Origin of the sequence: Albibacterium profundi, from assembly GCF_042159835.1 — a bacterium.
Lineage (GTDB): Bacteria > Bacteroidota > Bacteroidia > Sphingobacteriales > Sphingobacteriaceae > Albibacterium > Albibacterium profundi.
On record NZ_JBBVGT010000003.1, the window covers coordinates 513,169 to 539,381 of the forward strand.

The 26,213-nt window shown below is 41.6% G+C and carries 25 protein-coding genes; 10 read left to right on the plus strand and 15 right to left on the minus strand.

Going from position 1 to position 26,213, the window contains the following annotated elements; all coding sequences use genetic code 11:
- Positions 1–4: 4 nt before the first annotated feature.
- The 6 genes from WKR92_RS13605 to pnuC form a co-directional block, all read right to left on the minus strand.
- Entirely contained in the window at positions 5–1,171 is a 1,167-nt protein-coding gene (locus WKR92_RS13605; RefSeq protein WP_375558386.1) for a Pycsar system effector family protein, read from the minus strand.
- Positions 1,172–1,245: 74 nt separating this feature from the next.
- Positions 1,246–2,127, minus strand: coding sequence for a phosphatase PAP2 family protein (locus WKR92_RS13610; RefSeq protein WP_375558387.1), 882 nt, complete (start codon positions 2,125–2,127; stop codon positions 1,246–1,248).
- Positions 2,128–2,209: 82 nt separating this feature from the next.
- The gene (locus WKR92_RS13615; protein ID WP_375558388.1) at positions 2,210–4,714 is read right to left on the minus strand and encodes a family 20 glycosylhydrolase; all 2,505 of its coding nucleotides are present in this window, start codon (positions 4,712–4,714) and stop codon (positions 2,210–2,212) included.
- A 50-nt stretch (positions 4,715–4,764) separates the two neighbouring features.
- Complete coding sequence (locus WKR92_RS13620; protein ID WP_375558389.1) at positions 4,765–6,441, minus strand: glycoside hydrolase family 32 protein; 1,677 nt, start codon at positions 6,439–6,441, stop codon at positions 4,765–4,767.
- A 109-nt stretch (positions 6,442–6,550) separates the two neighbouring features.
- Positions 6,551–8,227, minus strand: a complete 1,677-nt coding sequence (locus WKR92_RS13625) for an arylsulfatase (RefSeq protein WP_375558390.1) — start codon at positions 8,225–8,227, stop codon at positions 6,551–6,553.
- 109 nt (positions 8,228–8,336) lie between these two features.
- Positions 8,337–8,936 (minus strand): nicotinamide riboside transporter PnuC, encoded by a 600-nt coding sequence (gene pnuC, locus WKR92_RS13630; RefSeq protein WP_375558391.1) that lies wholly within the window; start codon positions 8,934–8,936, stop codon positions 8,337–8,339.
- An 85-nt stretch (positions 8,937–9,021) separates the two neighbouring features.
- Between pnuC and WKR92_RS13635 the strand changes: the two genes are divergently transcribed.
- Positions 9,022–9,693, plus strand: a complete 672-nt coding sequence (locus WKR92_RS13635) for an MgtC/SapB family protein (protein ID WP_375558392.1) — start codon at positions 9,022–9,024, stop codon at positions 9,691–9,693.
- A gap of 9 nt (positions 9,694–9,702) precedes the next feature.
- On the opposite strand, the gene WKR92_RS13640 is transcribed toward WKR92_RS13635, so the two are convergent.
- Positions 9,703–10,197, minus strand: a complete 495-nt coding sequence (locus WKR92_RS13640) for a hypothetical protein (protein ID WP_375558393.1) — start codon at positions 10,195–10,197, stop codon at positions 9,703–9,705.
- 149 nt (positions 10,198–10,346) lie between these two features.
- Here WKR92_RS13640 and WKR92_RS13645 point away from each other — a divergent pair, with 149 nt between their 5' ends.
- Positions 10,347–10,646, plus strand: coding sequence for a YgaP family membrane protein (locus WKR92_RS13645; RefSeq protein WP_375558394.1), 300 nt, complete (start codon positions 10,347–10,349; stop codon positions 10,644–10,646).
- A 101-nt stretch (positions 10,647–10,747) separates the two neighbouring features.
- Here the strand turns inward: WKR92_RS13645 and rpsA are convergent, their stop codons facing one another.
- Entirely contained in the window at positions 10,748–12,682 is a 1,935-nt protein-coding gene (gene rpsA, locus WKR92_RS13650; RefSeq protein ID WP_375558395.1) for a 30S ribosomal protein S1, read from the minus strand.
- 112 nt (positions 12,683–12,794) lie between these two features.
- Complete coding sequence (cmk, locus tag WKR92_RS13655; protein ID WP_375558396.1) at positions 12,795–13,481, minus strand: (d)CMP kinase; 687 nt, start codon at positions 13,479–13,481, stop codon at positions 12,795–12,797.
- A gap of 323 nt (positions 13,482–13,804) precedes the next feature.
- On the opposite strand from cmk, the gene arfB reads away from it, so the two are divergent.
- The 6 genes from arfB (at position 13,805) to WKR92_RS13685 (ending at position 19,132) form a co-directional block, all read left to right on the plus strand.
- Complete coding sequence (gene arfB, locus WKR92_RS13660; protein ID WP_375558397.1) at positions 13,805–14,215, plus strand: alternative ribosome rescue aminoacyl-tRNA hydrolase ArfB; 411 nt, start codon at positions 13,805–13,807, stop codon at positions 14,213–14,215.
- A gap of 102 nt (positions 14,216–14,317) precedes the next feature.
- Positions 14,318–14,719, plus strand: coding sequence for a cytochrome c maturation protein CcmE domain-containing protein (locus WKR92_RS13665; RefSeq protein ID WP_375558398.1), 402 nt, complete (start codon positions 14,318–14,320; stop codon positions 14,717–14,719).
- Positions 14,720–14,768: 49 nt separating this feature from the next.
- Entirely contained in the window at positions 14,769–17,219 is a 2,451-nt protein-coding gene (locus WKR92_RS13670; protein ID WP_375558399.1) for a heme lyase CcmF/NrfE family subunit, read from the plus strand.
- Positions 17,220–17,228: 9 nt separating this feature from the next.
- Positions 17,229–18,011, plus strand: a complete 783-nt coding sequence (locus tag WKR92_RS13675) for a Rossmann-like and DUF2520 domain-containing protein (protein ID WP_375558400.1) — start codon at positions 17,229–17,231, stop codon at positions 18,009–18,011.
- Position 18,012: 1 nt separating this feature from the next.
- Positions 18,013–18,534, plus strand: a complete 522-nt coding sequence (locus WKR92_RS13680; RefSeq protein ID WP_375558401.1) for a KdsC family phosphatase — start codon at positions 18,013–18,015, stop codon at positions 18,532–18,534.
- Between the two features lies 1 nt (position 18,535).
- Positions 18,536–19,132, plus strand: a complete 597-nt coding sequence (locus tag WKR92_RS13685) for a Maf family nucleotide pyrophosphatase (RefSeq protein WP_375558402.1) — start codon at positions 18,536–18,538, stop codon at positions 19,130–19,132.
- Here the strand turns inward: WKR92_RS13685 and WKR92_RS13690 are convergent.
- The gene (locus WKR92_RS13690) at positions 19,115–19,510 is read right to left on the minus strand and encodes an SRPBCC family protein (RefSeq protein WP_375558403.1); all 396 of its coding nucleotides are present in this window, start codon (positions 19,508–19,510) and stop codon (positions 19,115–19,117) included. The two genes, WKR92_RS13685 and WKR92_RS13690, sit on opposite strands and share 18 nt — an antisense overlap.
- Before the next feature lie 26 nt (positions 19,511–19,536).
- Positions 19,537–20,199: an orotate phosphoribosyltransferase gene (gene pyrE, locus WKR92_RS13695; protein WP_375558404.1), complete on the minus strand. Its 663-nt coding sequence runs from the start codon at positions 20,197–20,199 to the stop codon at positions 19,537–19,539.
- Positions 20,200–20,221: 22 nt separating this feature from the next.
- Between pyrE and WKR92_RS13700 the strand changes: the two genes are divergently transcribed.
- Complete coding sequence (locus WKR92_RS13700) at positions 20,222–20,821, plus strand: NUDIX hydrolase (protein WP_375558405.1); 600 nt, start codon at positions 20,222–20,224, stop codon at positions 20,819–20,821.
- A 6-nt stretch (positions 20,822–20,827) separates the two neighbouring features.
- Here the strand turns inward: WKR92_RS13700 and coaD are convergent, their stop codons facing one another.
- The 3 genes from coaD to WKR92_RS13715 are packed head-to-tail and all read right to left on the minus strand — an operon-like array spanning position 20,828 to position 22,649.
- On the minus strand, positions 20,828–21,313 hold the full coding sequence (gene coaD, locus WKR92_RS13705) for a pantetheine-phosphate adenylyltransferase (RefSeq protein ID WP_375558406.1): 486 nt from the start codon (positions 21,311–21,313) through the stop codon (positions 20,828–20,830).
- Between the two features lie 5 nt (positions 21,314–21,318).
- Positions 21,319–21,861, minus strand: coding sequence for a 16S rRNA (guanine(966)-N(2))-methyltransferase RsmD (gene rsmD, locus WKR92_RS13710; RefSeq protein ID WP_375558407.1), 543 nt, complete (start codon positions 21,859–21,861; stop codon positions 21,319–21,321).
- Positions 21,837–22,649: a DUF3822 family protein gene (locus tag WKR92_RS13715; RefSeq protein WP_375558408.1), complete on the minus strand. Its 813-nt coding sequence runs from the start codon at positions 22,647–22,649 to the stop codon at positions 21,837–21,839. The genes rsmD and WKR92_RS13715 overlap by 25 nt, the downstream gene beginning before the upstream one ends.
- 56 nt (positions 22,650–22,705) lie before the next feature.
- Between WKR92_RS13715 and WKR92_RS13720 the strand changes: the two genes are divergently transcribed.
- Positions 22,706–24,136 carry an ATP-dependent DNA helicase gene (locus WKR92_RS13720; protein WP_375558409.1) on the plus strand — a complete coding sequence of 477 codons (1,431 nt, stop codon included), beginning with the start codon at positions 22,706–22,708 and terminating at the stop codon, positions 24,134–24,136.
- A gap of 4 nt (positions 24,137–24,140) precedes the next feature.
- Here the strand turns inward: WKR92_RS13720 and WKR92_RS13725 are convergent, their stop codons facing one another.
- Positions 24,141–26,120 (minus strand): alpha-ketoacid dehydrogenase subunit alpha/beta, encoded by a 1,980-nt coding sequence (locus tag WKR92_RS13725; protein ID WP_375558410.1) that lies wholly within the window; start codon positions 26,118–26,120, stop codon positions 24,141–24,143.
- Positions 26,121–26,213: the final 93 nt, after the last annotated feature.

Consider the following 26,213-nt stretch of genomic DNA (forward strand, 5'->3'; position numbering starts at 1 on the left):
TTCTTTACACATTTACGTTCGTCATTACAACGATTATGAATGCAATCACCGAGACGATCAGTCCATACATAAATATACTGTATGCCTGTCTGAGTAATTTAAATTTTCGACCGAGTACGACACCTTGTGAGTAGACATCCTTAATTAATGTGCCATATAAATAGTCGCGATCTTCCATCACTTCTCGCATCCCTCTATCGTAATCGGGCAGTTGCATTTTATAGAAATTTCCAAAAAACAAGAGATTAACTTTCTTTTCTTTCACCTCCTCCACGCTATGTTTAACATTGGGTATCGACGGCCGCGTAGCCAAAATTGCTAAAACCATCGTGCCTAAACTCGCGGTGAGAAGGATGGCGGTCGGAATGATAAGGTGTGCGTTGTTATCTAGTTTTCTCAACAATAAAGCAATGACCACTGATAAGATAATCGAGTTTACGGTAATGAGGATATTTGCCTTGTTATCTGCCATATCGCTTAGACGCTGATTGTTGGTTGACGTAATTCTAAACATCGTTTCTATTCCACGATCGGGGCGTTTTTTCTGCTTGTTACTAACTTCTGTATTGATTATCTCTTCCAATTCTTTTTGCTTCAATGCGCTCGTATTTGCCTGTTTTTTTTCTTCTAATAAGTTGCGGCAATAGCTTGTGTGATATTTATGGTTTTCTAATAATTTGATCGTTTGTCTTCGCCATTCGTTTTTGTCAACCTGAACTCCCGTTGCCTCGGCTTCCCTGCGCATCAATTTGTTCCGTATGGTAAACCAATCGCTTCCCAAATGGTATAGGTCTGCATCACAGACTATTTCTTCCAAAAGATTTTTAGGATCCTGAGGCGGTTTAGTAGCAAGAATACAGTTTCTCACTTGCACGATCATTTCTTCGTCTACCTGATTTTGTCTTAAGAAGGCTTCGGCGAGATCTGCGCCTCGCATCTCATGGCCTATGCAGCCAGCTTCATAGTATCCAATATCGTGGAAGTATGCTGCAATTTTTACAATAGCCGAATCGCGTTCTCCCAGCTGATAATGCGCAGAGATCTTCCTGACTGCCTCTACAACTTCTTTGACATGTATACTGTTATGAAAGATAAGATTTGGATCCTTGCGCTCATCGATATAAGTTTGAACATGGTTTGCTGCTTGTTCAATTAATTTGTTATAGTCCATTCGACATATTTGTTTGTGGTGGGAACTACTTAAATTTAGTAAATAATTCTCAATAAACCATTGGAGCGTTCTGGTTAGAACCTTCCTCTCAATCCAAGACCATGAACAGTAGGAACCAATGCCCATTCAATGCTGTTATCCTTTTTTAAAGGGTTGGTGTATCGGGTTTCGTCCATGCGTTTTATAATTGCATTCGTACAAAACCACGATATAGCAGCACCAAAAGCCATATCCGAAAGCCAATGCGAGTCGGAATACATCCGAGAAGCCAAGGTAATTCCACCTGTTGCATAGAGTCCTGCCTTCAACCAAGGATTATCAGTCCGATTAGCTAAAACTAAAGCACTTACCATAGCAATCTGAATATGACCTGATGGAAAAGAATGATACGCGGCTTCAGGTGACATCGGATCAAAAGCCCAGGGACCTACGTTCGTTCCCGGTCTTGCGCGGCCGATGACTGTTTTCATCAATGTTTGAACAGCACCACTTGTCAAGTAAGCCGCCCCTAAGATTAAGCCTGTTTCTTTTGCCCATTCATTGTTGATGACTACTCCGGTCAGGTAAAAACCTCCGGTAAGGATAAAGGCAGCATACGGTTTGCCTAGATGAAAACCTGCTCGTTCCACGGTGTTCCATACCTTGGAATCCCGATCCTGCCAAAATGAACGAACCGGCTTGTCTATCAGGGTGATGAGAGCTGTGCCCGCTATGACGCCTCCGGTTTTTAACCAGTCCTTTTTCTTCCAGCGTAGAGGCGCTGATACAGCATGTGCTGTTGCGTCAGTAAAACGGAAGGCATCATGAACATGCAATACCTTCTGTGTGTCGGGATCGAATGTAAATGTTAATTTTTCGCTTGTATTTTCAGTAGCAACTAACGGGAAATTGCCGCTGTCAGCCCTTACCAAAAGACTACAGGTAAAAAGTACGATAAACAGAATAAACGTTCTCATTTTTTTAAAATTCGGAAAGCCAAAGTTCTAAAAAATTAAAACATCCTTACGTCATATTGTGTGTGTGTTCCTGTTTCTGTATTTAATTATGAATAGTCACGGTTTTACCACCACGATCCATTTCGTTGAATACTCTCAATTTAACAGTTCCCTCCGCCAATATCGGCTCTGTGTAGATTTGGCTGTCAATTGTAGGTTCCGTGCCGTCCAGTGTGTAGTGAATTGTAAATTCCGAAGAAACCGCGTTGCAATGTATTTGATCGTTGATAACCTTGACTCCTGCATCTGGAATTCTATAGTTGAACCCTCCATGAAGGTAGTCAAGTTTTGCCAGCTCATGACTATTTACATGATGTGCAAATTCAAGCCAGTCACTCTGATAAAGCTCCTGCCAATTGTTTGCCCCGTTTTTCTCCCATTGAGACTCCGCAGCCCATGCTCGCTCTGCAAGGGCAAGTAGACGCGGTAAAAGCATGTATTCGAGTCGGTTATCATTATCTATCTTTTCAGACCAAAGTCCTCCTTTTACACCGACAATATTTTCCTTTCCCTGTTCGGTTAGGTTCTCTAAAGATCTAGATCCGGAGGTCTTAATATTCTTGAAAAAGTTTAAAGGAATAAAGCTAAATGAACGCTCAAGATCTGTGTATGTAGCCCAATTGTGCCCCGGTTCTTGATAGGTATTATCCCAAGCCTGATCTAAATAGAAGTTGTTTGCCGGGATAAATACAATTGGATAACCCAGGTTAGCCAAGCGATAAGCTAAGTCTTCAGCTCCCGCACCGGCTACATTGTTCCACACGTCTAAAAGAATGTTGTCAGCACCAAACTGTGGGTTAGGTTGCATTTTATTACCTGTATTGACCATACCAAACTCTTCCCAGCCAGCCATTTGGAGGTTTCTTTCCTGAAGAATAGGGAGTAAATTGTTGATATAATACGTCCAAACCCCGTTTACAGACTTAATAGATTCACGTTCCATAAGGGTTTTGATCTGAGGCGATTGTTCCCAGACTCCACGAGGAACCTCGTCGCCGCCTAAAGAAATAGTGCTGAGCGTCAGACCCGCTTCTTTATACATGCCAACAATTTCATCGATTACTGTTTCTATAAAATGGAACGTAGAGGGGAGAGCTACGTTCATTACATTATCATTCCAATATTGAGCAGAACTATATTCAGATTTATCTTCAAAGTCTCGAAGTAAGAATTCCTTTGCCTCTCGCTCTTTCCCTTCCTTCATCAATGCATTGTAGCGTGCATCCATTGATTTGATTGCAGCGCGCGCATGGCCGGGTGTTTCAATTTCCGGAATAACCGTAATATGTCTGTCCGCAGCAAAGCGAAGTATTTCTATAAAATCTGCTTGGCTTAAGTATTGTTTTTCTTCCGCAACAGCACCGGAGCCATAAGAAGGCTGGATAGATAGCCCGTCTTTAAAATCGGCAGATCGTTTGCTTCCCACTTCCGTAAGCTCCGGGAGTGACTTGATTTCAAGTCGCCACCCTTCATCATCACTAAAATGCAAATGGAACTTATTCAATTTATAAGTAGCCATCAGATCCAAAACCTTTAAAATCTCTTCTTTGGAATGGAAGTTACGCGCGATATCCAGCATAAAGCCACGGTAAGCAAAGCGAGGTGCATCTTGAATGCTTACTAATGGCAAGGAGACGGATTCAGGGCGACCACCTTTTTGCGACCAAGCGTTTAACGGGAAAAGTGCTTTCAATGTTTGCACTCCGTAGAACGCTCCCGCCGGGTCAGCGGCTTTAATAACGATTTCTGTTGCCGTACTTTCCAAACTATAGGCTTCATGATCGAATTCCGCCGCGTATACAAAGCGAATATCTGATGTTGTATCGGATGCCGTTGTAGATAGGCTTTTCCCAAATATTTTCTGCAAGGAAAGATTTAGGTTCGCTGCTTCCTTTTCAAAGCGACTGTCTGCTGATATGGTGGTATTGGGACTTAAGTCAAATGCACCACTTTCTTTGTCTATGTCTAGTTGAGCCGGTTGCGGGATTATTAGTCGTCCGGTCGATTTCAAAGCAGCTAAACGTTGGTTTAAATCGTATTGCTCTGCTAATGCATTGAGTTGTAACTCTTGATACCCGGTATAGGGTAGGACCTGATAGTCTTCAATGTCAATTGCTCTAACCGTTGAGTCATCTGATGCGAGATAAAGTCCCGAAGGAGCAAAGGAAAAGTTGATTACTTTACTCTTAAACTCGATAGGAACCTCGATCGAATCGCCAGGTGCTATTCCCGAAAATCCATCTGCAAATTGAAGTCTATACAAATCGCCGTTCTCATGGGTCAACTTATAACCCGTTGTTTGGGTCACATCGATCGAGCGCATGGAGTTGAACCATAGCGACCATTCAGAACTAAGAACAGAATCGTCCGAGTTGTTGTATATGACAAACTGAGATATTGACCGCTTTCCGGCATCGTCTTCTCCTAAAACTTGCCAGGTGGCCTTGATGTCGATCGAGGATTGCGCTGGAAGGTTCGATGAACCACATGCAATAAACAGAAGAACGGCTACTAGCCTTAACGAGTTGATGTAAGTTGACTTATGCATTATCGTGTCTTTTATTTGTCGACTAATTTAATACTTTAAACACAAGCTGCCTACCAGATGCTTTTTAATTTATGAAATTCCAGTTTTTCAATTACCGCATCACCACCCAACACCTTGACATCATATGATGTATTGCTGGGAGCGAAGTTGTAATTCACAGGGATAAAAACCTGTCCGCCACTAGCAAATATCTCTACACCAGTACGATCAACATAGATGATAAACTCTTGTTTCCCATTTACGAGAGGGACATGCGTTCGGATACCGTCGATGATGATTTCTTCGTCGTTCATTTGATAGTTCAGTACAAGGCCACGAAGATTAATTTGCAGATTGTTCGCAGTTTCTGGGTCAATCGTCATTCTAATTTCGGCAGTTTCGCTCTTTTGCTTCGATAAAGGATTGTCGCCATTGGGTGTTAATTTGATGCTTGATGCCTCGTAGCTGTCGGTTCTCAGAGCCTTTAATTCTTCAACCGGCGTCCTGAATAATCGCAATCCGTTTTCCGTTTGTTTCAAGTTGAGTTGCGTAGGTATGCTCATACTCTGATTGAAGTTCATCTCGTTGCGATCTGTATGTGTACGCCACCAGCCGATTTCTATGCGTCGCCCTTTCGGTTCGTTGCTTACGGTTTGAGCGGCATAGTAGTCGCGTCCATGCTGACTGAATAGTCTTTCTTCTTCCGGGCTAAAGGTTTTTCCATCAAATGTTCCGATAGCATATTGACCGTTGGCACCCGTTAATATCCACTTCTTTACCGAAGGATTTCCTTCCACCGGCAGCTCAAAAAACTCTGGACATTCATACATATAGCGATCATTTCCATACCCACCAGAATACTTGCTGGCATACTCCCAGTGTTTCATATTAGTCGACGTAAAGAAATACATGCTATGCAGTTCGTCTGCTTCAGTAACATAAAGTACCATCACCCAGCGCTTACTCGGTTCGTGCCAAATAACTTTAGGGTCCCGATTCCCATCGCTTATCTTATCCAAAATAGGTTCAGGTAGTTTGCTAAAATTTCTTCCGTCGACAGAATAGGCTAGGCCTTGTTTCCATGAATGCTCCGCAGCGGTGTAGTAGAGTATGAGTGGCGCTTGACCGATTTCTCCGAGGCCGCTTGTATTATTTGAATCCACAACGCCGCCTCCGCTGAACATCGTTCCATATTTATCGGGGTAGAGCGCTATGTCTATCTCTTCCCAATGTACGAGGTCCTTGGAAACCGCATGCCCCCAGTGCATATTTCCCCAGCCCCGTCCATAAGGGTTATGTTGGAAAAACAGATGGTATTCACCCTTGTAAAAAGCTAAACCGTTGGGATCGTTGTTCCAGCCTCTTTTGGGTGAAAAATGAAACTGTCCGCGAAGCTTTTCTTCATAAAGTACCCCTTCGTTTTTGTCTTCGTCGGTTTGTACAATGGGCTGAAATACGTTGGCTCCCTTACTTAGTTCATTTACATGGAGGCTCAGTGTGTCGCCTTTCCATGCACTGATATCTAAATATGCGTACCAGTCTGCTTCTCCCTCTGCGAGCTCAATAGTAAACCAACGTAATTTTTCACCTTCAGATTTTATTTCAACTGTCTTGCTAGGCGCTCCATTCTTTACTGGAAGACGCAGATACTGTTTTTCTGCAACAAAGTCTTGTTGGAAATCTGTCTGACCATATGATAGCCCAGCAGTGACCATGAGGATTAAGATGAAGGAGAGAGTTTTTTTCATAGTATGCTTTGGTTTAGATTCGTGAATGATCTAGTAGAGCATGTTATGGTATGTTAAATATGATTAAGAAAGATATTGAAGTGATTGAAAACTTGTTGATAAGTAAACATCAAGGTTTTGGGTATACCTGATGTTGATCTGCCCATACTTTCCAACGTTCGCTCATTTCTTTTACCTTCTGCGGATATGTGGTTGCCAGGTTTTTTGTTTCGGTAGCGTCCGTCTTTACGTTGTAGAGTTCCCATTTGCTTTCTGCTCGCGGCCGTACAACCAATTTCCAATCTCCGATTCTTGCATACTTAGCATTAAAATGCTCATTAAACAGCTCTTCGTGTCCGTTCGATTTTTTACCATGGAGAGCGCTTAGGAAACTAATTCCGTCACTTGCCGTTATTTCATGACCATTAAATGTAGCGGGGTAGTCTGCATCTGCAATTTCGATGAAGGTGTTCATGAAGTCCATAATGTGTCCTACGTGCTGATTGTTAATACTACCACGTTTAGCCTTCATGGATTTTGGTAGAAAAGCAATCATGGGTGTACGAACGCCACCTTCAAAAGACTGAGCTTTAGCTTCTCGCCAAGGAGTATTTGATACATTCGCCCAGTTGGCCCCAAATGAAGTAAACGTAGTTTGCGGTCCAGGGAGGACATCTTTATCAACCGGGTAGTGTATAGTTTCACCATCTCTTGTTTGACTAGGGCGGTCAAAACCAGGACCATAGCGCATAGCATTCTCTGGACTGGCTCCATTGTCACTTAAAAAAACAATCAGTGTGTTATCAAGTTGTCCCCGTTCTCGCAGCTTGTCAATAATCCGACCGATACCTTGATCCATACGGTCGACCATCGCTGCATGAACCGCCATGGCATGTGCATCCCATTCTTTGTTTGGATTATCTTCCCAAGATTGCTCAGGGTGGAGTCGCTCGGATAATGGTTCGGTTTTCGGATCAATGAGTCCTAGATCAACCATCCGCTTGTAGCGCTGCTCGCGTATGGCCTGCCAGCCTACTTGATAGGTGTTTTCGTATTTCGCAATATCTTCAGGTAAAGCTTGTAATGGCCAGTGGGGCGCATTGTGGGCCAGATACATAAAAAACGGTTGGTCTTTGGAGAAGTTTTCAATATATGCTACTGCTGTATCGTTTAGAGCATCCGTATGGTAATAGTCGTCCGGAACGCTTCTTACTGCCTCCTCGCCGTTAACTAAGCTGAACGGGTCGAAAAAATCTACAACTCCCCAAATTGTACCGTAGTATTTGTCAAAACCTCGTCGGGTCGGATACTGTTCGATTGGCGAAAACAAGGGGTGGGTAGACTGGTGGTTTAACCATTTAAGCTGTTCTTTTGCGTCCGGTTGAACAATGGTATTGGATACATGCCATTTTCCAACCATAGCCGTCTGATACCCTGCCTCTTTTAATACTTCTGCTAAGGTGACCGTATTATCCGTTAAATGTCCCTGGTACCCGGGTGCCTCAGTTTGAGTGGTCATCTCACCAATGCCTGCCACGTGATTGTACTGTCCGGTTAGTAGTGCAGCGCGGCTGGGGCAACATCGGGAGGTATTGTAAAATTGTTTGAAGCGTACACCCTCTTTAGCTAAAAAGTCCAGATTGGGGGTTTCAATCTCACCTCCATAACATCCGAGATCGGAGTAGCCTAAGTCGTCCGCCATGATGACAAGTATATTCGGAGGATTGGTTTTTGTTTCCCTCTTTTGTGAGTAGCTATTTGCTGATAAAAATAAGATGGATAAGAGTAGTAACAATAAATTTTTCATAATAGGTGCAGTAACGGTTGTTTGGAATATAGTGAATCGTTTTAGCAATTCGCTTAAATCAAAAATGAAGAAAAATTAACGAATATACAAATCGGGTTTTGCTGATAATTTAGTTATCTAGAGAAGTATCGATAGACGTTTGAGAAAGCATGGTTTTTTTCCAACGTCGGTATCCGTAGATACACATCACTGTGTAAAATACCGACAGTGCCGAGAAAAAATATAAGCCTCGGTCGAATTGGAGGCCGATAGACACTAAATTTAGCACAAACCAATAATACCATGTGGAAAGCACTTTCTTGGCCTCCATATAAGTCGCTACAAAACTAAATATGGTGAGTGATGCATCTATATACGGTCGTTCAGAATCAGTATAATGGTCCATTACGTATCCAAGAAGTACGCTAAGTAGGCCGCAACTGATGATGGTGATGACATGATGATTGACTTTCCAGGTAACAACCGGCGTAATGCTTGAATCCTTCACCGTATGATTAAGCCAATAATGCCAGCCATAAAACCCAGCTAGGATGTAGTATATATTTAAAACTGCTTCCAGGTAAAGTGTGACGTGCGTGTAGAGATAAACCGTGATGGCTGACGAAAGAATACCGAATATCCAGCACCAAATATTCTCTCTAACCATCAAAACCAAATACAGAATACCGAAGATAACCGAGACAATTTCGAGCCATGTATTAAGTTCCATTGAGAACAAAGTAAACTAATTTTAACTAATTTGGCGCTTATTTTGAAAGATTAATATTAAATTTAAGTTATCAATAGAAGCATATATGAGCATAGATACCTACGAGATCATAATTAGACTGAGTTGTGCAGCTTTTTGTGGCGCGTTAATTGGCATCGAAAGAGAACGCAAGGAGTGGACCGCCGGCATGCGAACACATATGATGGTTGCTGTTGGCTCAGCTCTTTATATGATTGTTTCCGCCTACGGATTTGAGCATTTCGTAGGTCGCGAGGGTATTCAGTTTGATCCCACTCGTATCGCGGCACAGGTGGTGAGTGGGATCGGGTTCTTAGGAGCAGGTACAATTATTTTCTTGCATCGAGGTATTATTCGTGGACTAACAACCGCGTCCGGTCTGTGGACGGTTGCGGCAATTGGCTTAGCGGTAGGGGCCGGTATGTATTGGGCCGCCGTAGCTACCACCATCATCGCTTTGGTTATCTTGTTGGTTTTCCAAAAAGTGGAAGCATTTCTGTTTTCGAATAAGAAAAACGGACCTCTTTTAATTGTGCGGTTGAAAGCAGTCGAAGAGTCTAAGCAAGTTTTAAAGGAATTACTAGCGGATGATGTTTTAATGATTGATCACTTCTCGATAGACCGCACAGATGATGGTGGCTCAGAAATCAAAATAATTTCTCGTGACAAAAAAACTCTAAAGAAGCTCGCCGGACATCTAAACGAAGACGACCGTGTAACGGGTATCGATTATCACTAGAGCGTATTATCATTCAAATTTAGGACAATCCGTTGGGTTGTATATGATATCGAAGGGAGCATTCGGGTCAAGAACCTGGCGTCCGTCTTCTCGTACTGCATATGCTTGTTGTTTCAGCAGACCGTCCTCCATTAAAAATACAGTATGTAGGGTATCACTTATACCTTCTTGCGTATAATTCCAAACAACATCAATTGTATCGCCTCTTTTCGTGCCGGTGATCACGCCGCGTCTAGCATCCTTCAAATCAGGAACCCAATGGTGTATGCCGCTGACCGAATCCCCTTTTAACCGAATGTAAACATAGGTTGAATCCTGGTGTTTTGTTCCGTCTGTACGTAAAAAGCACATAGCTTCATCAGGTATCGTTGCTGAGACGTTTTCAGTTGTCATATCCGTTGAGTCGGCACTATCCTCGTCTTTCAATGAACGTTCCCCTAAGCAACCTATAATGAAGAAGGCTAGAAAACCGATGAGAATAAAATTTATATTTTTGCGTTTCATAATCGTTGGTTTTAATGTTTATGACTTATTATCAGCATGTAATACAAAAACTAGTCCAAGCTTCAGTCTTGTATATAAATCGAAATTTTCAAACAACCTGGATTGACAACTGTTAGAAAGTAAGTATTACATAAACAAATGCTGTAACTATGAAGAGCAATATGAACAAATTAATGGATTCGGTAGTTGATGTTGTTTTACAATCAACTGAGAATGCTAATGTCGGTACTTCGGAGCGAGTTGTCTCCGCTGCTACTGGAACATTTATGATCTCGAAGGGCTTGACAGATACATTTTCAAAGCCGTCCAACGCGGTATGGGAGCTGATATTGGGAGGTGCACTGCTATACCGGGGGGTAACAGGCTACTGCAGTGTAAAAAATCGCCTTACTAATCTCGAACGGAAAAAAAGAGAGGAACCTAAGGCCTATCTTGTTGAAGCGATGTGATAATTTTTTTGTTAAGGGTGCATATAGTAAAAAAAAGGAGGCTGATTTAGCCTCCTTTTTCATTATTAAGTATTGAAAGGTTGGTCGGGTCGGTGAATAAATTATTCCCCTTTTCCTTCGTCGCCTTCCATTTGCTTCTTCAATTTAGCAAGAACGTCTAAGTCTCCTAAAGTAGATTTCTCTACTGAATCCTTCACTTTCTTAACTGCTCCAGAAGTAGCTTTTGCTTCTTTTTTACGAGCATTGAACTCTTCAACGCGTGCTTCGGCACGTTCATCTTCCCAGATACGAGAATGTGAAATCACAATGCGTTTTGCGTCTTTGTTGAATTCAATAATTTTAAATTGAGCGGTTTCATCAGCTTTTAATGCTGAACCATCTTCTTTAATACTGTGTTTGCTAGGGCAGAAGCCTTCTACACCGTAAGCTAAAGCGACGATTGCACCTTTGTCACCAACTTTTAAAACCGTTCCTTCGTGAAGTGAATCAAGCGTAAAGATCGTTTCAAATGTATCCCAAGGATTCTCTTCAAGTTGTTTATGTCCTAAGCTTAGTTTACGATTTTCTTCGTCAAGCTCAAGAACCACTACTTCAATTTCCTCGTTAGGTTTTGTGAATTCGTTCGGGTGATTGATTTTCTTAGACCATGATAAATCTGAGATATGGATCAATCCATCAATTCCTTCTTCGATTTCAACAAACACACCAAAGTTAGTCATGTTTTTAACGATTGCTTTGTGCTTGCTTCCAACAGGGTAGCGATCAGCAATGTCTTTCCATGGATCTGGCGTCAATTGTTTGATACCTAAGCTCATTTTTCTTTCTTCACGGTCAAGCGTCAAGATTTCAGCTTCTACCTCGTCACCAGTCTTAATAAAGTCCTGAGGACTACGTAGATTTTGTGACCATGACATCTCTGAAACGTGAATCAAGCCTTCAACACCTGGCGTAATTTCAAGGAAAGCACCGTAATCAGCTACAGTAACAATTTTACCTTTCACTCTTGAACCTACTTCAAGCGCAGTGTCTAACGACTCCCAAGGGTGAGGTGTTAGTTGTTTTAAACCTAACGCGATACGTTTTTTCTCATCGTCAAAGTCTAATACTACCACATTGATTTTTTCATCAAGTGATAATACTTCTTTCGGATGTTCAATACGTCCCCAAGAGATGTCAGTAATGTGAAGTAAGCCGTCAACACCACCCAAGTCGATGAATACACCGAAGTCAGTAATGTTTTTAACAGTTCCTTCAAGAACTTGACCTTTTTCAAGCTTAGCAACGATTTCTGTTTTTTGGTTTTCTAAATCGTCTTCAATAAGAACTTTATGAGATACCACAACGTTTTTGAATTCATGGTTGATTTTAACAACTTTGAATTCCATTGTTTTACCTACATAAATATCATAATCTCGGATTGGTTTAATATCGATTTGTGAACCAGGTAAGAATGCTTCTACACCTTGGATATCCACGATTAAACCTCCTTTAGTACGGCTTTTCACGAAACCTTTAATAATAAGGTCTTGTTCTAAAGCCTCGTTGATTGCTTCCCAAGATCTTTGCGTTTTCGCACGTTTACGTGACAAGATTAATTGTCCGTTTTCGTCTTCTTGAGTTTCAACGAATACGTCAACCTTATCTCCAACTTTTAAGTCAGGAAGGTCACGAAATTCAGTAAAAGATACAAAACCATCTGATTTGTAACCGACGTTAAGTACCACATCTTTGTTGTTAATGGAAACAACCGTTCCTTCTACAATTTCCCCTTGATTAATAGAGTTGAAAGTGCCGGAATACATTTGTTCCAATTTTTCGCGCTCAGCGTCATCGTAATTACCGAAACCTTTGTCGTCTTTGTCCCAATCGAAGTCTCCTTCCGGGGTACTCCAAGTGGTCGATTTGATTTCATCGATGAACTTTGAATCAGCTTCTGATTCGATGTTCTCCTTTTCCTTAACTGAGTTTAAATCAGTGTCCTGAAGTTCGGCTTTTTTAGCCTCTAGTTCTTTTTCTGCTTCTTGTTTTTTTGCCATTAATTAATTTATCTCCTTTTCCCGATCTTTGATCAGGACTGCAAAGGTATGTAAATAATATTTTAATTAATAAAAAAAAGCTATTTTATAAGGATATTTTGCTGATAGGGACTTAATCGAGGGGTTTCGAAGCGTTTTTTACCTCATTTAGAACAAATTCAAGTTGTTCTTGCTGATTCATAGAACTAGTGTCTAATACAACAGCATCATCGGCTTTTGTTAGTGGACTCTCTTTTCGGGTAGTATCTTGATGGTCACGATATGCCAGATTTGCGATAACCTCTTCTATCGTAATCATTTTGCCAGCATTTTGTAGTTCTTTATACCTGCGTTCCGCACGGATCTGCGGATCAGCAGTCATAAATATTTTGATCTGGGCATTCGGGAAGACGGCGGTTCCAATGTCCCTGCCGTCCATAACGATGTTTTTATTCGCTCCCATTCGTTTTTGTTGGGCAACCATGGCGGTACGTACCGCTTTAATGGCACTTACTTCACTCACAAGTTCGGAAACTCGCATTTCGCGAATGTCGTCATTAACGACTGTTCCGTTTAGAAAGTACTTGTTTGCTCCTCTCTCTGTATGAATCTCGATATGGATTTCTGTCAGAGCCTTTGCTACCTGATCCGGCTGTTGATGATCTATGTCGTTTTGGATGAAATACAGGGTTACTGCTCGATACATGGCGCCGCTATCGATATATACGTAATTTAAGTGCTTGGCGAGAGCCTTGGCCACCGTGCTTTTTCCGCAAGATGAATAACCGTCGATAGCGATTATCATATTCTTTCTGTCCATGTACCGCAAACTTAAAGAAATCGCTTTTTATATACAAGACATGGAAGGTAAAAGCTAATGTCTTGTACGGGCCTTGTACAGGATGTTCCCGCGGTTGTCGTCGAGTGGTCGGCTGGTGAACATATTCAAACGGCCGTTCTAGCAGGTCTACGGCACAACCGTAGAAGGGGTATCTTCAACTCATTCTATGGGAGACTTATATAGGTGTATTTGTTAGGAAAGGGTTGTTTTTTTCGTAACATTTTCGTCGGCTTCACAAACGAGATTTAAAAGTTATTTGTTGAATCTATTGAAATTTATTTTATACTTACTATACTTGAATTATGAATTTTGCGAAAGAAGACTTGATGCCTTTTATCTCTTTTCACACCTCCAGAAGCGGTGGTAAAGGCGGGCAGCACGTTAACAAAGTTGCTACGAAAGTTGAACTTCGGTTCGATCTTTGGAATGCTACAGTTTTTAATGACGAAGAGAAGAATAGGATAGCTAACAAGCTGTCTTCCAGGTTTCAATCGGATAATCTTTTACAGGTAATCTCTCAAGAAAGTCGGTCTCAGCAGCGGAACAAATTATTGGCAATGGATCAACTTTATCAACTATTGACACAAGCACTGAAAGTTCAGAAAGTCCGTAAGAAAACCAAACCATCACGGAAAGCAAAAGAAGCACGATTGACAGAAAAAAGGAAGCAGGCGCTTAAGAAAATCGATCGCCAGATTCGTTGGGATTCATAGTTATTTAGAATTGTTCTATATAATATGCAGCTATTGTATTGTTCGCCCATTTGACTTGGGTTTCGTATTTTTGCAGTTCATAATATAATCATCGGATAGACAATGAAAAAGAGTTCGATTTTAGGAATAGTTCTAATTGCAGTATTGATTGCGATTGTTATCAGTATTTACGGTGACTCAAGCACATACGCTTCTTTTGATGAGGCACAGAAGACCGAAGCAGAGTTGCACGTCGTAGGCCAGTTGAATAAAGATAAAGAGCTCGTATACAATCCTACTGAAAACGCTAACTACTTTGCGTTTTACATGGTAGATGAAGAAGGAGCGGAACGTAAAGTGGTATTTTATGGTTCAAAACCTCAAGATTTTGAACGTTCGGAACAAATTGTATTGACCGGTAAGATGGTAGGTGAAGAATTCCATGCTTCCAAGATTCTAATGAAATGTCCGTCGAAATACAACGAACAGGAAATTGAAGTTAGCGAGGCCATTGCAACCTCATAGTCGATAGCAGCATACTAAAGCAAACACGTAAACATTTATTACTTTTTTAATGGAGATTAATTACCTAGGTGAAAACCTATTGCCCGGACAACTGGGTCAGTTCTTTATAGTTTTATCATTTGGCGCCGCTTTATTATCGTTTATCGGTTATCTCTGCGCAACTATATACAAAGATGAATCTTCGGCAACTTGGAAAAAAATAGGACGAATTTCGTTTTGGGTTAACTCGGCGGCTGTAATCGGTATTGGTTCAACATTGTATTATATTATTTATAATCATTTGTTTGAGTATCATTATGCGTTTGCGCACTCGTCGACCAAACTTCCTGTCTATTATATTATTTCCAGCTTCTGGGAAGGGCAAGAAGGTAGCTTCTGGCTTTGGATGTTCTGGCAAGCCATGTTAGGGGGGATCCTTGTTTTTAAAGCAAAGAGTTGGGAAAGTTCCGTAATGACCACCGTGATGTTATGCCAACTAGTATTGGCATCTATGTTACTGGGCATCGAGGTGCTTGGCGAACGCGTAGGGAGTTCTCCGTTTATATTACTTCGCGATGCGATGGAAGGTCCGGTATTTTCTCGCCCTGACTATCTGAAAATGATTGTTGACGGTAGGGGACTGAATCCTTTGTTGCAGAACTATTGGATGACTATTCACCCGCCGACCTTGTTTTTAGGATTCGCGTCAATGATCGTTCCTTTTGCATACGCATTTGCAGGGCTTTGGCAGAGACGATATAGTGAATGGATTAAAGCAGTCATGCCCTGGGCTTTATTTGCTGTGATGATTCTGGGTGCCGGTATTATCATGGGATCCTTCTGGGCCTATGAAGCATTAAATTTTGGTGGCTTCTGGGCATGGGATCCAGTCGAAAATGCATCCATCATTCCTTGGTTTACTTTGATCGCTGCAGTACACGTCCTTATCGCATATAAAAGCTCAGGCCATTCGTATTTTACCGCAGCATTGCTTGTTATGATTAGTTTTGTGTTGGTGATCTATGCATCCTTCCTAACTCGGAGCGGTATTCTGGGAGAAACTTCAGTACACTCGTTTACTGATTTGGGAATGTTCTGGCAGTTGGTACTGTTCAACCTCATATTCTTTGGTTTAATGATATGGGCTCTGGTAGCTCGTTGGAAAGAATTGCCAATTACGAAAAAGGACGAAGAAACCTATTCTAGAGAGTTTTGGCTATTCATTGGTTCAATGGTTCTTTTGGTAGCTTGTGTTCAGATCATCGCAAGTACATCGATCCCCGTGTTCAACGCGGTATTTGGAACCAAGGTAGCGCCACCGGCAGATCCGATTGCTCATTATAATAAATGGCAGGTTCCTTTTGCGGTAGTTATCGCTATTCTTTCAGCGTTAGCTCAGTTTATGAAATTTAAGAAGACAAATATTAAGACCTTTTATAGAAGTATTATAAGTTCGGTGATTGTAGCTGCTGTGGTTACGGCAATCGTGTTGTATGTAACGGGTGTGTACACCAATTTTATGTATATTCTGTTGACCTTTGCAGCTGTGTTCTCTATCATAGCCAATGCTAAAGTACTGGGAGATGCCTTTAAGGGTAAGTGGAGACTCGCTGGTTCAGCGGTGGCACATATTGGTTTTGCATTACTGTTAATCGGAGCCTTGGTTGCCGCGGCTACTGAACGTGTCATTTCAAAAAACAGCTCTGGGGTTATCGCGGTTGAAGGTTTTGATGAAGTTGAAACTCCGGGAGATAACTTATTTATGTATATCAATGAACCTATACAAATGGGTGATTATACCATCACCTATGTTGGGGACAGTGTGAAAGGTGTGGATGTATATTATAAAGTAAACTACGTTCGGAAGGACGAAGACGGAAATGTGAAGGAAAGATTCCAGTTGACTCCTCGAGCTCAGCAAAACCCGGACATGGGTCTGGTGGGTACACCGAGTACCCGTCATTACCTAACGAAAGATATTTACACGATCGTAACGGCCGCACCAAAGATTGAGGCACTATTAGAGGAGGGTACGCACGAAGATCATGAAGGACATTCGCCTTATGAAGGATATGAAGAGCCTGCCACCTATGAAGTAAATATTGGTGACACGCTGCGTTATCGTAGTGGTTACATCATTGTGAAGGAGGTGAACCGGAACGCTACTATACAAAACATCCCGGTGGCAGATAGTGATATTGCGGTTGGGATGACCTTAGAGGTTTATGCTAACGACGATAAGCAATATACTGCCGAGCCTATCTACCTTATCAAAGATGGTCGTGTTTATGATTTTGGAAAAGACGTAACAGAAGAGGGTCTAAAGTTCCGCTTTACAAACATTAAGCCGGATGAAAATATATTGGAATTAATGGTTTATCAGCGTCCACCCGAAGAACGGAAATGGATTGTGATGAAGGCAATTGAATTCCCTTATATTAATTTTTTCTGGGCGGGTACAATTATTATGACCATTGGCTTTATCATGTCGATAGTAAGAAGAAACAAGGAAGTCAAGTAATCAGGAAATATGGATATTGTTATACTGGGAAGTGGTAATGTGGCTACCCATTTGGGTAAAGCACTTGTCCACGCCGGTAATAATATCTTGCAGGTCTGGAGCCGCCAAGGGGTAAACGCAGAAGAGCTCGCTCATAGGCTTAATGCGAGATCTACGGATCGTTTGGACCAAGTGGACCTCAATGCCGATGTTTATATCATCGCGGTTGTGGACGATGCTATTTCTGACCTTATCACACAGCTAAAGCACATAAAGGGGAACCTTAACGGCATGCTTGTCCATACCTCTGGTAGTACGTCCATGGACGTGTTTGGAGGTCGATTCGATAAGGTTGGAGTATTTTATCCTCTGCAGACTTTTTCAAAAAGCAAGGAAGTCGATTTTCAAGCAATTCCAATCTTATTAGAGGTTTCAAACTCTTCACAACTCGATTTGTTAAAGAACCTAGCTTCGTCTATATCGAATCGGGTAGAAGTAGTCACATCCGCTCAGCGAAAATCCTTGCATATTGCAGCTGTCTTTGCCTGCAACTATACAAACTTTCTTTATGCTATCGCTCAGCAACTCCTAGAAGAGCATGATTTAGATTTCGGTCTGATAAGGCCTTTGATTAAGGAGACAGCTGATAAGGCGCAATTACATGCGCCAAAAGATGTTCAAACCGGACCGGCTATACGGAAGGATATGAGCATTGTGCGCGATCATATAAAGTTTTTGGAATATAAAAAAGACTGGCAGGAAATTTATAAATTGCTGAGCGAAGAATTAATAAAAATATCGACCCAGAAATAATATGGAATTATTCGAGCGATTTAAAAAGGTTAAAGCTTTTGTTTTTGACGTTGACGGTGTGTTAACGAATGGCGAGGTCTTGGTTACTGAAGAGGGGGAGCAGTTGCGTAGCTTTTCTATAAAGGACGGATATGCCTTGCAACTTGCAATCAAAAAAGGCTACCCGATCGCTATTATTACTGGGGGGCGATCTAACGGGGTCAAGTTACGCTTAAATGGATTAGGTATACACGATGTGTTTTTAAGTGTGACCGACAAGCGTGCAGTTTTGTATGAATGGCTGAAAGCCCAAGACTTAACGGTGGATGATTTACTATTTATGGGTGATGATATCCCGGACCTGATTGTGATGGAAGAAGCTGGGATAGCGAGCTGCCCTTCTGACGCCGTCGAGGAAATCAAGGAGGTTTCTCAGTATGTGTCGACCTGTGCCGGTGGTAAAGGTGCTGTTCGGGATGTAATTGAGAAAGTCATGAAGCTACAGGGACAATGGAACAGAGACACAAGCGTTAAAAGTAAATAAAATGGATCTGAGACAATACCTTTCAAATATCAATGTAATACTAGCCTCCAATTCACCGCGAAGGAAGGAACTTCTTGGTCAGCTGGGAATTGATTTTGAGGTGAAGTCGAAAGACATCGATGAGTCGTACCCAACGAGCTTTAGACCAGAGGCAGTCGCTGTCTATATTGCTGAAAAGAAAGCCAACTCTTTTGTTGAACATGTGAGTTCAGAGTTGTTGATTGCCGCAGATACCGTCGTTACCATAGATGATGAAATCTTTGGAAAACCTGTTGATTATCAGGACGCAAAAAAAATGCTGAATGCGCTTTCTGCTCGCAGTCATGAAGTGATTACGGGTGTCGCACTCCTGCATCGAGGAAAGATATTTTCATTTTTTGAAAAGACAGTTGTTCATTTTAAAGAATTGACTGATTCAGAAATCGAGTACTACATCCTAAACTACCAACCCTTCGACAAAGCTGGTGCATACGGTATTCAAGAATGGATAGGAATGATTGGGGTTGATAAAATTGACGGCTCTTATACCAATGTTGTAGGCTTACCTACGGCTAGGGTCTATCATGAAATCAAATCTTTTTTACAGAACTTCGGCTAACTTTGCCGTTTGGTAGTCAACCAGTTTCTGAAGCGGTCCGGATGCCATCATTTTCATCATCATATTCAGATCCGCTGATAACTCTAGTATAACATTACTGGATCCGTCCGTGTCGCGGCTAAGCATCCATTTTAAAAAGAGATCAAAGGGGGCATTGCCAGAAGGTACGAATTCAATAGATTGATTAGCGATTCTTTCTTTCACAACCAGTGATAGTTTCGCCATATTTTGGATGGTAAAATGAGCCTCATCGCGGGTAGACGTCCAATTATAGATGTTTTCAGGTTGTAGTTTTTCGTGGTTGTTACAATCCTCCAAAAATAGATAAACTTGTTCGACAGGCTTATCTATTTTTATTTTACTGATAAAGGAAGTCATGGCTTGTTTATCTCTAGCGTGATGATCTATTTGGATTTAGCAGTTTGTTCTTCGCTCCACTTTTCAGGATCTAGTCGCCAGCTATCTAGCAATGACTTTTCGTTGTCATTAATAAATTGATTCGCTGCAGCATATTGTACCAAAGCATCATAGTTAGACAAGCTAATAAAGCGACATTTAGCTTCTTTAAAGTTTTCCTCGGCTATAGGTAGATTATAGGTAAAGATTGACAGGAGGGCTACTACATTACAACCTGCATCGCGCAATGCTTGGACTGCTGCAAGGCTGCTTTTACCCGTTGAAACCAGATCTTCAATAACAACTACGCGCTGACCGTCGACCACTTCGCCTTCGATCAGATTTTGACGACCGTGTCCTTTGGCATTTGAACGAACGTAGGTAAACGGTAAACCAAGATCTTGTGCAACCAATACACCTTGTGGAATACCTGCCGTTGCCACACCCGAAATCATATCGATAGATCCGATCTCCTCATGGATCACTTCAGAAAACTTTTGTCGAATATAGGTTCTGATTGTAGGGTAGGATAAGGTAATTCTGTTGTCGCAATAAATAGGTGATTTTAGTCCAGACGCCCATGTAAACGGATTCGTAGGTTCCAATTTTATTGCTTTTATTTGCAAAAGAAATTCAGCGATTTTTTGTTCAATCTCACTCATGTTATCCATGGCACAAATCTATAAAATTTATATGAACGAATCGGTGTTGATTATCACTGATTTTAGCGAAAAAATACCGGTTGAGGCTCAAGAGATTGATAGTCAATATTTTGACATAGTAAAGCTTTTTCAGGATGTTGAAGAAAATGGTCTTGTCGACACGTTTTTAATGCGTGTAAACGACCCGAAACAGCGCTTTAAGGAAATAAAACGCTCTGTAACGCTAATTAAAGCAGCTGGCGGACTGGTAAAAAATGCGGAGTCCGCTTATTTGTTTATCGAGCGTTTGGGTAAATGGGACCTTCCAAAGGGCAAGGTGGAGACAGGTGAAAGAATGGATGAGACGGCGGTACGAGAAGTAGAAGAAGAGTGCGGTGTTAGCGTTGAATCGCTCGGCGAAAAAATCAGATCCACTTACCATGTTTACTTCCTTCGGGGAGAGTTCATCCTTAAAAAAACAAACTGGTATCATATGTCTGTTCAGGGCACTCCTGCTTTGGTGCCGCAGATCGAGGAAGATATCCAACAAGCCCTATGGATAAAGCCAGATAGTTTCGCATCTGTATTGAAAAACACGTATCCATTAATAAAAGAAATGATAGGCGACTTGTTTCCGGTTATAAAGCAATAGCGAAAGCTAGCGCTGATCACGACCGTCCAGATGGTCGATCACTGCTTGGGGTACTAATTTCCCTAAATCACCACCGTTGGAATGTATATCGCGTACAATGGTTGAGCTGATATGTCCGTAGCCGGGGCTACTAATCAAGAAAATGGTCTGTACGCTTTCGTTTAGTAACTGATTGTTTTGCGAGATTGGCTGCTCAAATTCGAAGTCTTTAGCACTCCGCATGCCTCGTAATATGAACTGAGCACCGACTTTTTTACAATAGTCGACCGTTAATCCTTGATAGCTATCTATTATGACCTGTTCACGCTTTCCTTTAAATACTTCTTCGAGAATTGCTTTCTTCGTTTCTAGTTCGATATATGGCTTTTTCGAACTATTTACACCGATGGCAATATAAATCTTGTCGAAAAGAGGTAAAGCCCGCTCAATGATGTCTACATGAGCATTGGTGATGGGGTCGAAAGAACCGGGGAAAATCGCAATATTACTCATCTGGTTTAGTTTGACGGTGACTGAAAAAAAGAAAAGGCTGTTTGCCCATATTTACGTTTTTCGGTAAAGTTTAGCTCATTGTCGAAGTCGAAATAAGATGGATGCTCTAAGATAAAACATCCGTCTTCTTTCAGTAATCCACTCTCTTGAATTCGTTTCGGAATTTCTTTCAGTTTATCCATATCATAAGGTGGGTCAGCAAAAATGATATCAAAAGGTTCATGTCTTCTTTCTATAAATTTAAAAACATTATCTCGCACTACCCGGAGATTAGAAAGATCAAACTTTTCAACCATCTCACTTAAAAAGGCAGCGCATTTGTTGTTTTGATCGACCGCCACCAGGCTCTGGGTGCCTCTTGATATAAATTCAAGTGCTACGCTACCCGTTCCACTAAACAGATCGAGTACTCGTATCTGTTCAAAATGAAAACGGTTCGTGAGCACATTAAACAGCGCTTCTTTGGCCATGTCAGTTGTGGGTCTAACTGGCAGACCCTTTGGTGGGTTGATTTTACGACCTCTTAACTCGCCTGATATGATTCGCATTCTATAGCTCCTGTTAGTATGTGTATGTCGGAATGTTCACTATCATGAACGTCAATGATTTCGCTAGATCCTGTTGGAAAGGAAATGTTTCTGGTATATTTTTCCAACTTCTTATAATAAACACTGTTCTCATCCTCTACTCCCCAAAGGTAGAACTGGGTTATCGATGGTATGATATTCAGTTTATTAAATACTGTTAGTATGAAGAAGTTAAATTCGTCCGGTGTATTCGCTTTGAAAATATTATGGAACCTTAACGCATTGTCTTCCAGTAAAACAATCTCAAAAGCATCGTTGAAAAAATGAATGCCTACCAAAACCTTGTATTTAACTTTTACGTTGCTTAATTTGTTGATAATGACTGCTGTAGTCGGAATTAAGTCGGCATCTTTTAGTACGGATATCCAGAACTGATACTCGTCGCGAGGAATAAAGTTTGCTACGCATTCTTGGCTTCTTATGATCGCTGTTTGAACTTCATTAACATCGATATCATTCATTTCAGCAACCGTGTCGTAGTGTTTGCCTTCTTGCAGTTCCTGCGGGAGGAGAAAGATCTTTTTTGGGAAAACAACTAAGCTCGTTTGTTGAAACCGGAGACTCAGGATTTCTGTATTTTCCTTAAAAGCCTGGTCACTTGCCGATTCCCGCAATAGCCGAATTCGATTATGATGATCAACAATAGCAATTTGACAAGTACGGTCTGTTTGGTGAATATATAACTTGCATTCTAAGCTATTCTCCTTAACAAATTTTTCGTTTTCGGTTATTTCGGCTTGTGTATCCATCTACAACAAAAATAGCTTTTCAATTCGATTTGACAAACCTTTTCATAACTTTGAATGTGGTTAAAGCTGAATTCTTCGAGCAATATTTTCCGGCAAATCCGACACAGGATCAAAAGAAGGCCTTTCAGGAGTTCGTCCGTTTTCTTAATTCTCGTCAATCATTCGCCGCATACGTCTTAAAGGGCTATGCAGGTACGGGGAAAACAACGATGATTAGTACATTGGTTAGAGCGCTACCGATTCTGAAGATGCGCACAGTCCTGTTGGCGCCTACAGGTAGGGCAGCTAAAGTTATTACCGCTTACTCTGGAAAATCTGCTTTTACAATCCATAAGAAAATATACCGAAAAAAGGTTGCCGGAACCCCGGAGATGGATTTTATGCTGGCAGAAAACAAACACTCAAATACACTCTTTATTGTCGATGAAGCATCCATGATTTCGAATGAGCGGATTGCCTTTTCACGCCAGAGCCTATTAGAAGACCTCATAGAATACGTTTATAATGGTGAAAACTGTCGCTTGATGTTGGTCGGTGATACCGCACAGCTTCCTCCTGTGGGGTTGATCGAAAGTCCGGCATTATCACTCAAAACGCTTTCAACCTTGTTTAGCTTAGAAATGTTTGGTGTGGAGTTGCGAGAGGTTGTGAGACAGCAAAGTGAATCGGGTATTCTCTATAACGCGACGACCATTCGTAATCAGTTGTTAGATGCCGATGATGATCAGGGAGAGGTTCGTTATCCGCAACTGCTCGTTCGCGGGTTCAAGGATGTGTACCGGATGACTGGCGAACGCCTGATTGAAGGACTTGAATACGCCTATAACAAATATGGAATGGAGGATACCCTGGTCGTCTGTCGTTCTAATAAAAACGCTAATCTGTATAATCAGAATATTCGTAATCGTGTTCTGTATCGAGAAGAAGAATTGACAGGAGGGGATCATATCATGATTGTTAAAAATAATTATTTCTGGACTGGAGAAGATGATAATCAAAGTTTTATTGCCAATGGTGACATGGCCAAGGTGCGCCGTGTTGGTAATGTTCACGAGCAGTTTGGATTTCGTTTTGCAGATGTGTCGCTTGAGTTTATTGACTCCGTAAATAATGAACCTTTAAGTTGTCGCGTATTGCTCGACACATTGTATTCGGACAGTCCCAACCTTTCTCGTGAGGATCAAAATAAACTTTTTGAGTCGGTTATGGCGGACTACCAACACCTTCCAAATAAACGGGACCGAATTCAGGCTATAAAACAAGACCCATATTATAATGCACTGCAAGTCAAGTTTTCAATGGCAGTGACCTGTCATAAAGCTCAAGGTGGGCAATGGGGTGCTGTTTTTGTTGATCAGGGTTTTCTTACCGAAGAGATGGTCGATACAGAATTTATGCGTTGGCTGTATACAGCTTGCACGCGGGCGACTACCGAACTGTTTCTCTTGAATTTTTCAGATCAATTTTTTGTGGAAAACCAACAATAGAATTTTAGTAGGCGAGTAGTTTTTCGATTGTTTCTGGAAGGCGACTTTTAGCTAGAAAGTTTCGCTCCAAGCCCTTGTTCATCGGAACAGCGGTGTCGAGGCTTGCGCAACGCATAACGGGCGCGTCTAAGTATTCAAAACAATGTTCCGAAATATGCGCGGCAATTTCAGCACCAACGCCGGCGACGAGCGTGTCTTCGTGTAAGATGAGTGCGCGTCCGGTTTTCCGCACGGCAGCTTCCACCGCTTCTTTGTCCCAAGGTAAGATGCTCCGTAAATCAACCAACATAATGGAGAGTTCGGGTTGACTTTTTAGGTAATCTAAAGCCCAGTGGACTCCTAAACCATAGGTTATTATGCACAGATGGGAGCCTTCCCTGATTGTGTTTGCCTTTCCTATGGGTGTGGTATAATAGGCATCAGGAATCTCCTGGTGGAGCGAACGGTAAAGATATTTATGTTCGAAGTAAATTACTGGGTTGGGATCGTTGATAGCTGAAAGCAATAAACCCTTAGCGTCATGAGGGAAAGCCGGGTATACAACTTTGAGCCCCGGAGTTTTCATAAACCAAGCTTCATTGGATTGGGAGTGAAAGGGGCCTGCACCGCTTCCGGCGCCTGTAGGCATGCGAATCACGACATCTGCATTCTGCCCCCACCGATAATGAGACTTTGCCAAATTGTTAATGATTTGATTAAAACCCATTGTTGCAAAATCAGCAAATTGCATTTCAATAACTGATTTATATCCGCCGACTGATAATCCTAGTCCTGAGCCTATTATAGCTGATTCACATAAAGGAGTATTGCGGATTCTATGCGCACCAAATTCATCGACGAAACCTTCGGTTACTTTAAATGCACCACCATAGTGACCGATATCCTGACCCATCATAATCAGTTTATCATACTTTTTCATGGCTGTTCGAAGGGCGTCTGAAATGGCATCTAAATAGCGTCTTTCTGTTGTCGACTCTGTCACCGGATTTACAATCTCAGGTTGGTGAGGAAAATACATGTCTTCGATCTCGCTATCTGGGTCGATCGGCTCAATTGGTGAACCAAAACTTTCATTAATGGCGGCTTCAATCTCGTGTTTAAACTTAGTGTATAAACGGTCTATTTCACCCTGTTCTATAATCTCACTATCAACTAAATATGATTCATAAGATAAAAGTGGATCTTTCATTTTCCAAGGTTCAAAAACTTCCGGTTGGATATATTTCGTACCCGACGCTTCTTCATGTCCTCTCATTCTAAATGTGTTGCATTCGATGATGATAGGTCTTGGGTTATTTCGGATTTCAATAGCCTTCTCCTTGATGGTTGTATACACTTCCAAAACGTTGTTTCCATCAATCTGAATAGCTTCAACGCCATAGCCTATTCCTTTATCTGAAAGATTAACACATCGATATTGCTCGTCTGTTGGCGTTGATAGTGCATAGCCATTATTTTCTATAATAAATATTACAGGGAGATCCCAAACTGCGGCGACATTGACGGATTCATGGAAATCACCTTCACTGGTTCCACCTTCGCCCGTAAATACGAGCACACACTTTTCGTCCCCATCAAGTTTATGACCTAAGGCAATTCCATTAGCAACGGCTAATTGCGGCCCCAAATGAGAGATCATGCCGACAATCTTAAGCTCTTGGCTCCCAAAGTGGAAAGATCGGTCGCGTCCCTTGATGAAGCCACTTGCTTTCCCTTGAAACTGATCCAACAGACGGACCAGGTCTATATTTCTGCTCGTAAACACACCTAGATTCCTATGCATCGGAAGGATGTATTCGCTTTCCTTCATTGCCAAGGTTGCACCGACGGCAACAGCTTCTTGTCCGATGCCCGAAAACCATTTGCCTAACTTTCCCTGTTTTAGTAAAATCAGCATCCGCTCTTCGAATAAACGCGGAAATAAAAGTGCTTGATACAGTGCTAATTGCTCTTCCGTGCTCAGCATATAGCGATCGAAGTCCATAGTCGTTTAGGTGTTAATTGTTCCTGGTTAATTTACGAAATCTCTTCATGTTTTCTTTATTTAATTAAATTTGTAGCTATTTGCTTGAACAAA

Coding starts and splice junctions, on each gene's coding strand:
- WKR92_RS13690 (WP_375558403.1), bottom strand. CDS start 19,510: ATGACTTCCTTTATCAGTAAAATAAAAATAGATAAGCCTGTCGAACAA.
- WKR92_RS13680 (WP_375558401.1), top strand. CDS start 18,013: ATGGAATTATTCGAGCGATTTAAAAAGGTTAAAGCTTTTGTTTTTGAC.
- WKR92_RS13665 (WP_375558398.1), top strand. CDS start 14,318: ATGAAAAAGAGTTCGATTTTAGGAATAGTTCTAATTGCAGTATTGATT.
- rpsA (WP_375558395.1), bottom strand. CDS start 12,682: ATGGCAAAAAAACAAGAAGCAGAAAAAGAACTAGAGGCTAAAAAAGCC.
- WKR92_RS13645 (WP_375558394.1), top strand. CDS start 10,347: ATGAAGAGCAATATGAACAAATTAATGGATTCGGTAGTTGATGTTGTT.
- WKR92_RS13640 (WP_375558393.1), bottom strand. CDS start 10,197: ATGAAACGCAAAAATATAAATTTTATTCTCATCGGTTTTCTAGCCTTC.
- WKR92_RS13685 (WP_375558402.1), top strand. CDS start 18,536: ATGGATCTGAGACAATACCTTTCAAATATCAATGTAATACTAGCCTCC.
- WKR92_RS13700 (WP_375558405.1), top strand. CDS start 20,222: ATGAACGAATCGGTGTTGATTATCACTGATTTTAGCGAAAAAATACCG.
- WKR92_RS13675 (WP_375558400.1), top strand. CDS start 17,229: ATGGATATTGTTATACTGGGAAGTGGTAATGTGGCTACCCATTTGGGT.
- WKR92_RS13670 (WP_375558399.1), top strand. CDS start 14,769: ATGGAGATTAATTACCTAGGTGAAAACCTATTGCCCGGACAACTGGGT.
- WKR92_RS13635 (WP_375558392.1), top strand. CDS start 9,022: ATGAGCATAGATACCTACGAGATCATAATTAGACTGAGTTGTGCAGCT.
- pnuC (WP_375558391.1), bottom strand. CDS start 8,936: ATGGAACTTAATACATGGCTCGAAATTGTCTCGGTTATCTTCGGTATT.
- rsmD (WP_375558407.1), bottom strand. CDS start 21,861: ATGCGAATCATATCAGGCGAGTTAAGAGGTCGTAAAATCAACCCACCA.
- WKR92_RS13725 (WP_375558410.1), bottom strand. CDS start 26,120: ATGGACTTCGATCGCTATATGCTGAGCACGGAAGAGCAATTAGCACTG.
- WKR92_RS13715 (WP_375558408.1), bottom strand. CDS start 22,649: ATGGATACACAAGCCGAAATAACCGAAAACGAAAAATTTGTTAAGGAG.
- pyrE (WP_375558404.1), bottom strand. CDS start 20,199: ATGGATAACATGAGTGAGATTGAACAAAAAATCGCTGAATTTCTTTTG.
- WKR92_RS13605 (WP_375558386.1), bottom strand. CDS start 1,171: ATGGACTATAACAAATTAATTGAACAAGCAGCAAACCATGTTCAAACT.
- coaD (WP_375558406.1), bottom strand. CDS start 21,313: ATGAGTAATATTGCGATTTTCCCCGGTTCTTTCGACCCCATCACCAAT.
- WKR92_RS13610 (WP_375558387.1), bottom strand. CDS start 2,127: ATGAGAACGTTTATTCTGTTTATCGTACTTTTTACCTGTAGTCTTTTG.
- WKR92_RS13620 (WP_375558389.1), bottom strand. CDS start 6,441: ATGAAAAAAACTCTCTCCTTCATCTTAATCCTCATGGTCACTGCTGGG.
- cmk (WP_375558396.1), bottom strand. CDS start 13,481: ATGGACAGAAAGAATATGATAATCGCTATCGACGGTTATTCATCTTGC.
- arfB (WP_375558397.1), top strand. CDS start 13,805: ATGAATTTTGCGAAAGAAGACTTGATGCCTTTTATCTCTTTTCACACC.
- WKR92_RS13625 (WP_375558390.1), bottom strand. CDS start 8,227: ATGAAAAATTTATTGTTACTACTCTTATCCATCTTATTTTTATCAGCA.
- WKR92_RS13615 (WP_375558388.1), bottom strand. CDS start 4,714: ATGCATAAGTCAACTTACATCAACTCGTTAAGGCTAGTAGCCGTTCTT.